The organism is Phenylobacterium deserti, from assembly GCF_003254705.1.
GTDB lineage: Bacteria > Pseudomonadota > Alphaproteobacteria > Caulobacterales > Caulobacteraceae > Phenylobacterium > Phenylobacterium deserti.
Window position 1 is genome coordinate 1,748,483 of the sequence record NZ_QFYR01000001.1, and the last position, 8,948, is coordinate 1,757,430.

The window sequence follows — 8,948 nt, forward strand, 5'->3', positions numbered from 1 at the left end:
GGCGGTCCCGGAGCGGCCCTGCGGCCGTCCGAGACCTCGGAGAGATCAGGACGCGCGGGTCCAGGTCACGCCGCGGCAGATGATGCTCACGCAGCCTTCGACCTTCAGGTTGCCGTTCGGCTGGAGAGTCATCTTGGAGTCGTAGGTCTTGCCGGACTCCGGATCGTAGATCTTGCCGCCGCCCCACTTGTTCTCGCCAGCGGGCTTGAAGCCGGTCAGCATCTGCAGGCCGACGATGGGCCGCGACTTCAGCGACGCATTGGGGTTGTTCTGATCGGTCTTGGGCGCGCCGGCCTTGGTGGTGGGCTCCTTGAGCCAGTTGATCGTGCCGCAAAGCGTCTGGCCACAGGGCGCGATCTTCACCTTGGCGCTGCCGCCCTGGACGAGCCACTCGCCGGTCACGTCGGCCGCAAAGGCGGGCGCGGCGGCCAGGGACAGGGCCGCGGCGGCGATGAGCAACTTAAGCATGTTCGGACTTTCCTCCCGTTTCTTTCACAGGGTGGCTCGGCGACCCTGAATTGTGGATGAACTCAGCCGGGCAATTGCACCACGGCGCGCAGGCCGCCGAGCGGCGAGCGATCGAGCACGATGTCGCCCCCGTGGCCGCGCGCCACGTCACGGGCGATCGCCAGGCCAAGACCCACGCCCTTGGTGTTCTGATTGCGCGACTCGTCCAGTCGGCCGAACGCCTTGAAGGCTTCCTCGTAGCGGTCGGCGGGGATGCCGGGCCCGTCGTCGTCGACCACGATCTCCACCCCGCCGTTCGGGCGGCTGCGAACGGCGATCTCAACATGCTCGCCGTGGACCGCGGCGTTCATCACCAGGTTCGACAGGGCGCGCTTCAGCGCGTTGGGCCGGACCTCGGCGGTGAGCCTGGCGTCCGCGTCGAGCGCAACCTCGGCGCCAGCCCGGCGGGCGCCTTCGCTGACTTCTTCGATGAGCTGGCGCAGGGTGACCACCTCGAGACCTTCACCGCCTTCGCCACGGGCGAAGGCCAGGTACTCGTCGATCATGTGCTCCATCTCGAGCACGTCCTTCTTCATCGCGTCCGTGCGCTTGGACGGCTCCGAAAGAGCCAGGGCGAGCTTCAGGCGCGTGAGCGGGGTGCGCAGGTCGTGGCTGACGGACGCGAGCAGGGTGGTGCGCTGCTCGATGTGGCGCTGGATGCGCGAACGCATGGCCAGGAACGCCGTGGCCGCGCGGCGGACCTCGCGGGCGCCGTGCGGCTTGAACGCCACCGCCTCGCCGCCTCGTCCGAACGCTTCCGCCGCATTGGCCAGCCGTTCGATGGCGCGAACCTGGTTGCGGATGAACAGGATGGCGATGGCGGTGAGCAGCACCGTCGCCACCGTCATCCAGAGCACGAAGATGTGCCCCTGGGTCGCGAAGGCGCGATCGCGGGGCGCCAGCACGCGAAGCACGCCGCCCGGCACCGCCACGCGGATGTCGACGTAGGCGGGGTAGCGGGTGGTGTCGAACCAGAACGGCTCATCCAGCCGCTCGGACAACGCCCGCTGCAGCGCCCGATCGATGGGCGCGAAGAAGGAATAGCGTCGATTGACCGGCAGCTCCCGCCCCTGCTGGAGGGCAATCGACAGACCCATGGACTCTTCGGCCCGCCGCGAGAGGCGGGCAAAAGCCGGCGCGGTCGGCTCCTCCTGGTAGCTTTCAACAGCCCAGGCGATATCGCCGGCCAGCCCTTCGGAGAGGCGGCTGGTGACTGTCTGCCAGTGATTGTCGAAGAAGACGTAGGTGACCGCCACCTGCATCAGTGCGACCGGAAGCACGATGATCAGCAGGCTGCGCCCAAACAGCGTCTTGGGCAGCTGCCGCTTGATCCAGCGACCGAACACACGGGTGGAGACGAGCCGCATCAGTCCGGGGCGAGCCTGTAGCCGACGCCGCGCACGGTCTGCAGATAGCGCGGCGCCTTGGGGTCGTCCTCGATCTTACGCCGAAGTCGGGTGACCTGCACGTCCACGGCGCGGCCCGATGGATCGACCGTGCCGCGAGCGAGTTCGAGCCGGTCTACCGGTTCATGCGGGGTGCGGGCCAGATGGCGCAGAAGGGCCACCTCGGCCTCCGTCAGGCGCACCGGCTCGCCGTCGCACGTCAGCTCGCCGCGATCGGCGTCGAAGGCGCAGCGACCAAGCGATAGGCTCTGTCCCGGATTGGGCCGATCGGACGCGCGGCGAAGGATGGCCTCGATGCGCAACAGCAGCTCTTCCGGTTCGAAGGGCTTGGGCAGGTAGTCGTCCGCGCCGGTCCTGAGACCCTCGATCCGGTCCTCCGCTTCGCCGCGAGCGGTCAGCATGAGCACGGGGGTCTTGCCCGACGGACCGCGCTGTTCACGCAGCCAGCGGGTGAGGGAAAATCCGTCCTCGCCAGGCATCATCACGTCAAAGACGGCGAGGTCGAAGTCGAGACTCTCGATCAGCTTGCGTGCGGACTGCCCGCCCGGCGCGGCGGTGACCCGGAATCCGGCCCGGGTCAGATACTCCTTGAGCAGCTCGCGGATGCGGTCGTCGTCGTCGACCACCAGCAGATGGCGGCCGCGCTGAGCAGCATCGACGAGACTCATCCGGCGCCTCCTGTTCCGGGGCTGCGGGTTCGTCCGCCGGCCAGCGCCGCCAGGATGCGCCGCGCCCCGGCGACCCCGTCCAGCCCTGCCGAGCGGTAGGCCCGCGCGATCTGGTTTCGCAAGCGTTCGCTGATGGCGGCCTCGAAGGCCAACCCTTTTTCCGTCAGGGCGGCGGTGCGCCGTCGGCCATCGAGGTCCCCTGCGGTCTTGGCGACGAGCCCCTTGCCTTCGAGATCCACGAGGATCCGGCTGGCCGCCTGCTTCGAAAGGCTCGTGAGGTGGGCAAGCTCCTGGACGCCCACGCCCGGCCGCCGTCGCAACAGGAAAGCCGCTCGCCAGTGGGAGCGCCCCAGGCCCAGGTCGGCCGCTTCCAGACCGGCATCCACCGCGGTCCAGAGCGAGGCCTCGGCCAGCAACAGCAGCTCGAGCCCGGCATCCAGTTCGTCTTCGCGAAGGATCAGCCGCGGATCGGCCGGCATGGTCATGGAAGCAAGGGTCCGGTTTTGGAACAGGTCTCGTTTGTAGAGGCTTCGCCGCCCGACACCAAAGGCGCCGTGGAGCGTCAAACAAAAACGCCTCCCCGTAGAGGCGGGGAGGCGGGGAGGCGGTTCGTCCGAGGCTCGGGGGAGGCTCAGCTCGGGTGAGCGGCGACCTCGTCCTCCGCGCCGCCCGTGCGCGGATCTTCCCACGCTTCGGCGTTCTCCTCCGCGACCTGGGTCTGCTGGTCTTGCAGGGCGCCGTGCAGCTTGGCTGCGGTCTCGGCGACCAGGCGGCCCTGGTGGCGCGCACCATCCAACTCGTTCTGGCTGGGCATGCGGCTGCCATCGCCGCCAGTGATGGTCGAGGCGCCGTAGGGCGTTCCGCCGGTGATCTCGTCCAACGTCATCTGCGGGGCGTAGGAATAAGGCAGGCCGACCACGACCATGCCAAAGTGCAGCAGGGTGGTGATGGTCGAGAAGAGGGTGGTCTCCTGGCCGCCGTGTTGCGTGGCGGTGGAGGTGAAGGCCGCGCCGACCTTGCCGTTCAAGGCGCCTCTGGCCCAAAGGCCGCCGGCTTGGTCGAGGAAGTTGCCCATTTGCGAGGCCATGCGGCCGAAGCGGGTGCCCGCGCCGATGATGATGGCGTCGTAGTTCTCGAGGTCCGCGACCGTGGCGATCGGCGCGTCCTGCTCGAGCTTGTAGCCGGCGCCCTTGGCGATCTCGTCCGGCACCAGCTCGGGCACGCGCTTGATGTCGACGATCGTGCCGGGCACCGAACGGGCGCCTTCGGCCTCGGCCTGCGCCATGGCTTCGATGTGGCCGTAGGTGGAGTGGTAGAGGACGAGAACTCGGGTCATGCGGGGCTCCTGCTTCGCAGCCCCTCAATAATCATGACTTCGCGCGCGAGTTTCCTTCCGAGTTGGAAGAAGTCTCCTGCCCGAGAGAACAAGCTTAGCTGTTTCGCGGGCCGGTCCGCTTGATGACGCCGGAGAATGTCATGGCTGGCTCGCCGTCGGCGGTGACGGTGGCGCGCACGAAGATCAGGCTCCGGCCTCCGCGTGTGACCTCACCTGTGCATTCCACTAGCGAGCCTAGCGGCACAGCGCCGATGAACTCGCTGGAGAAAGTGGCTGTGACGCCGAAGCGCTCGCCAAGAGCCGGTCGGGCGATCTCAAACAGGCACGAGTCGGCGAAGGTCATCAGACAGCCGCCATGCATGAAGCCGCCGCCGTTCATGTGCCGCGGTTCGGCGCGGAACGCACAGCGCACCCCACCGTCATCGTCTCGCCGCCAGTAGAATGGCCCAGTGAGATCCTCGAAAGGATCGCCGCCCTTCCAGAAGGACCAGCCAGCCCATTCGCCCTCGGTGAGGGTGACGAGGGCGTCGCCCTGCTGCCGCTGCTCTGCCCCGCCGTCCATGCCCGCGCACCCTTTCTCGAATTGCTTCGGAAGAATTCAAACACTAGTTTGACCGCTCGCTCAAAGGTTCCGGAGCCAGGATGCAAGGTCGCGCGGTGTTTCTCTGCACAGGCGTGCGGACGCCTATCGGGCGATATGGCGGCGCGCTTGCGAAGGTGCGGGCGGACGACCTTGCGGCCCACCCGCTGAAGACCCTGGTGGAGCGGCTGCCGACGGTGGATTGGGACGCCGTGGACGAGGTCATCTATGGCTGCGTCAACCAGGCTGGTGAGGACAACCGCAACGTCGCGCGCATGGCCTTGCTGCTCGCGGGGCTGCCCATCAGCGTACCTGGCATTACGGTGAACCGCCTCTGCGCCTCGGGACTCGATGCGGTGATCGCGGGTTCGCGGGCCATCGCCGCCGGAGAGGCCGACCTGGTCGTCGCCGGCGGTGTGGAGAGCATGACCCGCTCGCCTTTCGTCATGGGCAAGGCCGAGAGCGCCTTCTCCCGCAACGCCGAGATCTTCGACACCACCATCGGCTGGCGCTTCGTGAACCCGGCCATGCAGGCCGAGTTCGGAACGCATTCGATGCCCGAGACGGCCGAGAACGTCGCGGACGAGCATCAGATCTCCCGGGCTGATCAGGACGCCTTCGCTTGGCGCAGTCAGCAGCGCTACGCCGCGGCCAAGGCGAGCGGCTTCTTCGAGGGCGAGATCGCCTCCATCACGCTGAAGGACCGCAAGGGCGAGACGGTGATTGCCGCCGATGAGCATCCGAGGCCGGACGCCAGCCTTGAGGCCTTGGCCAGTCTAAAGCCGGTCGTCCATCCGGATGGGACGGTCACCGCCGGCAATGCGTCGGGCGTAAACGACGGCGCCGCGGCCCTTCTGCTGGCATCGGAGGCGGCGGTCGCCCGTTTCGGCCTGGAGCCGCTGGCGCGCATCGAGGGCGGCGCAGCCGGCGGCGTCCCGCCGCGGGTTATGGGCGTCGGCCCGATCCCTGCCGTTGAGAAGCTCACCCGCCGGCTCGAGGTCCGGGTCCGCGACTTCGATGTTGTGGAACTGAACGAGGCGTTCGCCGCCCAAGCCCTGGCCTGCACGCGGGCCTGGGGGCTGCCGGACGACGCCGAGCACCTCAATCCGCATGGCGGCGCGATCGCCCTTGGCCATCCGCTCGGGGCGTCGGGCGCGCGGCTGGCCCTGACGGTGGCCAGGGCGCTCAAGGCGCGCGGCGGCAAACGGGCTCTGGCCACGATGTGCGTCGGCGTGGGGCAGGGGGCGGCGCTCGCCCTGGCGGCGGTCTGACATGCGGGCTGCCGTTGTCGCACTCGGGCTCCTGGCCGTCGCAAGTGAAGCAGTCGCGGAGCCATTCCGGTCCGGGCTCACGCCCGACGGCAAGGGCGTGCTGGTCTACCCCGGCGAGCGGATCACAGTCCGCCTTGCCGAGGGCGCGCCAGCGGTGGTGGACGTCGCCGCCGCATCATCGAGCGACGCGCTGCCGCCGAAGCCGGGGCGCAAAGGACCGGAGGCGCCGGTGGATCTGGGCGGCGCGCCGCAAGGCGCCGCGACCTTCATCCTGTCACAGGCCGGCCCGGATCTGGCGCTGAAGATCGACAGCGGGCTGGAGCAGGCGTTCGACTACCGGGCGGTGAGCACGGAGGGGGGCGAGCTCGCGGCCTGCACAGTGCTGCCGCTGATCTCCTCGTACGAAAAATGGGACGGGCGCCATGCTGTCGCCCTGCGGCTGGGGGAGTTCCGGTTCAAGGCGACCAACGAGGTCGTCTGTTCCAAATCCAGCCCCACGAGCCCGCAATGATCGCCGCCCTGACCGCCCTGCTGCTCGCAGCCCAAGCCGCGCCCGCGGCCAAGCCTGCGGCAGCCAAGCCTCCCAGCATGAGCTTCCAGCCGAAGACGATGGTGGAGGCCGGGGCGCTGCAGGTGGTGCTCGGCGAGCGGGCGGTCTTCCACCTTCAGAACGGTGCGCCGGTGGTGGACCAGGTGGAGAAGGGCAAGCTCGCCATCGCCCACCCTGAGGGCGCGGTCACCGAAACCTTCGCCGCGCCGGGCGATGGGAAGCTCGCGGCCGCATTGGACGGCTCGGCCGAAAAGCGCGCCTCGTCCCTGAAAATCTGGAACGGCACGGCCGAGCCGGTCAGCTACCGCGCCGTGGTTCTGGTGCTGAAGGGTCCGCAGACCGTCGAGCCGCGCCCCGTCCTCGTCTGCTCGGTGAAGCCGGGTGAGACTTGGGTGGAAACCTGGCCGGCCCCGGTGGTGGCGGTCGGCATGTCCGCCTTCAAGACCGGCGCCGGCGAGAACAAGCCCTGTCCGCCGCCCGCCGCCGTCGCGAAAGCTCCAGCCAAGTAGGACCATGGCCCTCGATCCCGAAACCCGCGACCAGCTCATCGACACCGTCCGTCGGTTCGTTTCCGAACGTCTCCGTCCACTCGAGGCGCAGGTGGCGGAGGACGACGCGATCCCCGAAGCGGTGATCGAGGAGATGAAGGGGCTCGGGTTGTTCGGGCTTTCCATCCCGGAAGAGTTCGGCGGCCTCGACCTCTCCATGGAGGAAGAGTGCCTAGTGGGCATGGAGCTCGGACGCACGAGCCCGGCTTTCCGCTCAAGCTTCGGCACCAACGTCGGCATCGGCAGCCAGGGGTTGGTGATGTTTGGCACGGACGAGCAGAAGGCCCGCTACCTGCCGGGCATCGCATCCGGGGAGATCGTCACCTCCTTCGCCCTGACCGAGCCGGAGGCAGGGTCCGACAGCGCCAATGTGCAGGCGCGGGCTGTCCGTGAGGGCGACCACTACGTCCTCAACGGTACGAAACGCTACATCACCAATGCGGACCGGGCGGATCTCTTCACGGTCATGGCGCGCACCGATCCGGACCGGAAAGGCGCAGGCGGGGTCAGCGCCTTTCTGGTCGAACGTAAGCTGCCCGGTGTGTCCGTCGGCAAGCCCGAGAAGAAGATGGGCCAGCAGGGCGCGAAGATCTGCGACGTGATCTTCGACAACGTTCGCGTGCCGGTCGAGAACCGGCTGGGAGACGAGGGGCAGGGCTTCAAGGTCGCCATGCAGGTGCTCGACCGCGGCCGGCTGCACATCTCCGCGGTGTGTGTGGGGGTGGCCGAGCGGCTGATCGCCGACTGCATCGCCTATGCGGCCGAGCGCGAGCAGTTCGGGCAGCCCATCGCGCAGTTCCAGCTGATCCAGGCCATGCTGGCCGACAGCAAAACCGAAAGCCTCGCGGCCAAGGCGCTGACGCTCGATGTGGCCCGCAAGCGCGACGCCGGCCAGAACGTCACAATGGAGGCGGCGGCGGCCAAGCTGTTCGCGTCCGAGATGGTCGGCCGGGTGGCTGACCGGGCGGTGCAGATCTTCGGCGGCGCAGGCTACGTCTCCGATCACGGCATCGAGCGCTTCTACCGGGACGTGCGCATCTTCCGCATCTACGAGGGCACCAGCCAGATCCAGCAGGTGGTCATCGCGCGCGAAATGCTTAAACGGGGCGCATGAGCATCGAGACCACCATCTTTGACATGCTGGCGGCGCTGGAGCCCGGCAAGTCCATCTCGCCCGAGCAGGTCGCCCGCGCTGTCGATCCGGAGGGCTGGCGCCGCCAGCTTGGCCAAGTCCGCGCAACGGCCGTGGGCCTCGCCCGGCAGAACCAGCTGGTGATCACGCGTCACGGCAAGCCGGCCAACCCTGAGAAGTTCAAGGGCGTGTACCGCCTGCGCCTGCCGCTGGAAGGCGACGTGATCCCGACGGAGGAACCGGAGGAGGGGCTGGAATGATCGTCTACGGAAGCTCGCTTTCGCCGTTCGTGCGCAAGGCGCTGGTGTTCGCGGCCGAGAAGCAGATCGAGGTGCAGCAGGTCCAGGCGTTCGGCACGGCCGGGCCGCCCGAGTTCTTCCAGGCGTCCCCGTTCGGCAAGATTCCGGCGCTGCAGGACGGCGACTTCCTGCTGTCGGACTCGACGGCGATCGTCACCTACTTCGACGCTCTCAAGCCCGACCCGAACCTCATCCCCCTGGAGCCGAAGGCGCGCGCCCGCACCATCTGGTGGGAGGAGTTCGCCGACACGGTGATCATGGCGCAGGGACAGAAGATCTTCTTCAACCGGGTCGTCGCCCCGCGCTTCCTGAAGATGGCGGGAGATGCGCAGGCGGCGGACACGGCGGCCGAGATCGAGTTGCCCAAGCTGCTCGACTACCTAGAAGGCCAAGTCCCGGCGTCGGGCTTCCTGGTGGAAGATCGCTTCACCCTTGCGGACATCGCGGTGGCGAGCCCGTTCGCCACGTTGCGCTACGCCGACTGTCCGGTGGACTGCGACCGCTACCCGAAAACCGCCGCCTATCTGACCGCGATATTTGCCCGGCCGAGCTTCGCCGGACTGCTGGCGCGGGAGGAAGCCTTCATCGCCCGTACGGCCTGAAGCCCCACGGCGGCAACCGGATCTGCAATTGAGGGTGGCGGAACCAACC

The 8,948-nt window shown here is 68.3% G+C and carries 12 protein-coding genes; 6 read left to right on the forward strand and 6 right to left on the reverse strand.

From position 1 onward, the window contains the following. Positions 1-45: 45 nt before the first annotated feature. The 6 genes from DJ018_RS08820 to DJ018_RS08845 all read right to left on the reverse strand — a co-directional run bounded on the left by DJ018_RS08820 (position 46) and on the right by DJ018_RS08845 (position 4,479). Positions 46-468: a DUF2147 domain-containing protein gene (locus tag DJ018_RS08820; RefSeq protein WP_111514443.1), complete on the reverse strand. Its 423-nt coding sequence runs from the start codon at positions 466-468 to the stop codon at positions 46-48. A gap of 62 nt (positions 469-530) precedes the next feature. Beyond that, positions 531-1,874 carry an ATP-binding protein gene (locus DJ018_RS08825; protein WP_111514444.1) on the reverse strand — a complete coding sequence of 448 codons (1,344 nt, stop codon included), beginning with the start codon at positions 1,872-1,874 and terminating at the stop codon, positions 531-533. Next, positions 1,874-2,581: a response regulator gene (locus tag DJ018_RS08830; protein WP_111514445.1), complete on the reverse strand. Its 708-nt coding sequence runs from the start codon at positions 2,579-2,581 to the stop codon at positions 1,874-1,876. The genes DJ018_RS08825 and DJ018_RS08830 overlap by 1 nt, the downstream gene beginning before the upstream one ends. Beyond that, positions 2,578-3,066 carry a MarR family winged helix-turn-helix transcriptional regulator gene (locus DJ018_RS08835; protein WP_111514446.1) on the reverse strand — a complete coding sequence of 163 codons (489 nt, stop codon included), beginning with the start codon at positions 3,064-3,066 and terminating at the stop codon, positions 2,578-2,580. Before DJ018_RS08835 ends, DJ018_RS08830 begins: the two co-directional genes overlap by 4 nt. A 146-nt stretch (positions 3,067-3,212) precedes the next feature. After that, the gene (gene wrbA, locus DJ018_RS08840) at positions 3,213-3,917 is read right to left on the reverse strand and encodes an NAD(P)H:quinone oxidoreductase (protein ID WP_111514447.1); all 705 of its coding nucleotides are present in this window, start codon (positions 3,915-3,917) and stop codon (positions 3,213-3,215) included. Positions 3,918-4,011: 94 nt separating this feature from the next. Further along, entirely contained in the window at positions 4,012-4,479 is a 468-nt protein-coding gene (locus DJ018_RS08845; protein ID WP_111514448.1) for a PaaI family thioesterase, read from the reverse strand. Positions 4,480-4,559: 80 nt separating this feature from the next. Between DJ018_RS08845 and pcaF the strand changes: the two genes are divergently transcribed. The 6 genes from pcaF to DJ018_RS08875 are packed head-to-tail and all read left to right on the forward strand — an operon-like array spanning position 4,560 to position 8,899. Continuing rightward, positions 4,560-5,768: a 3-oxoadipyl-CoA thiolase gene (pcaF, locus tag DJ018_RS08850; protein WP_111514449.1), complete on the forward strand. Its 1,209-nt coding sequence runs from the start codon at positions 4,560-4,562 to the stop codon at positions 5,766-5,768. 1 nt (position 5,769) lies between these two features. Continuing rightward, positions 5,770-6,279: a hypothetical protein gene (locus DJ018_RS08855; protein WP_111514450.1), complete on the forward strand. Its 510-nt coding sequence runs from the start codon at positions 5,770-5,772 to the stop codon at positions 6,277-6,279. Beyond that, entirely contained in the window at positions 6,276-6,827 is a 552-nt protein-coding gene (locus DJ018_RS08860; protein ID WP_111514451.1) for a hypothetical protein, read from the forward strand. The genes DJ018_RS08855 and DJ018_RS08860 overlap by 4 nt, the downstream gene beginning before the upstream one ends. A 4-nt stretch (positions 6,828-6,831) precedes the next feature. Next, complete coding sequence (locus DJ018_RS08865; protein ID WP_111514452.1) at positions 6,832-7,980, forward strand: acyl-CoA dehydrogenase family protein; 1,149 nt, start codon at positions 6,832-6,834, stop codon at positions 7,978-7,980. After that, a complete protein-coding gene (locus DJ018_RS08870; RefSeq protein ID WP_111514453.1) occupies positions 7,977-8,258 on the forward strand; it encodes a DUF3253 domain-containing protein in 282 nt (93 codons plus the stop codon). The genes DJ018_RS08865 and DJ018_RS08870 overlap by 4 nt, the downstream gene beginning before the upstream one ends. Further along, the gene (locus tag DJ018_RS08875) at positions 8,255-8,899 is read left to right on the forward strand and encodes a glutathione S-transferase family protein (RefSeq protein ID WP_111514454.1); all 645 of its coding nucleotides are present in this window, start codon (positions 8,255-8,257) and stop codon (positions 8,897-8,899) included. Before DJ018_RS08870 ends, DJ018_RS08875 begins: the two co-directional genes overlap by 4 nt. Positions 8,900-8,948: the final 49 nt, after the last annotated feature.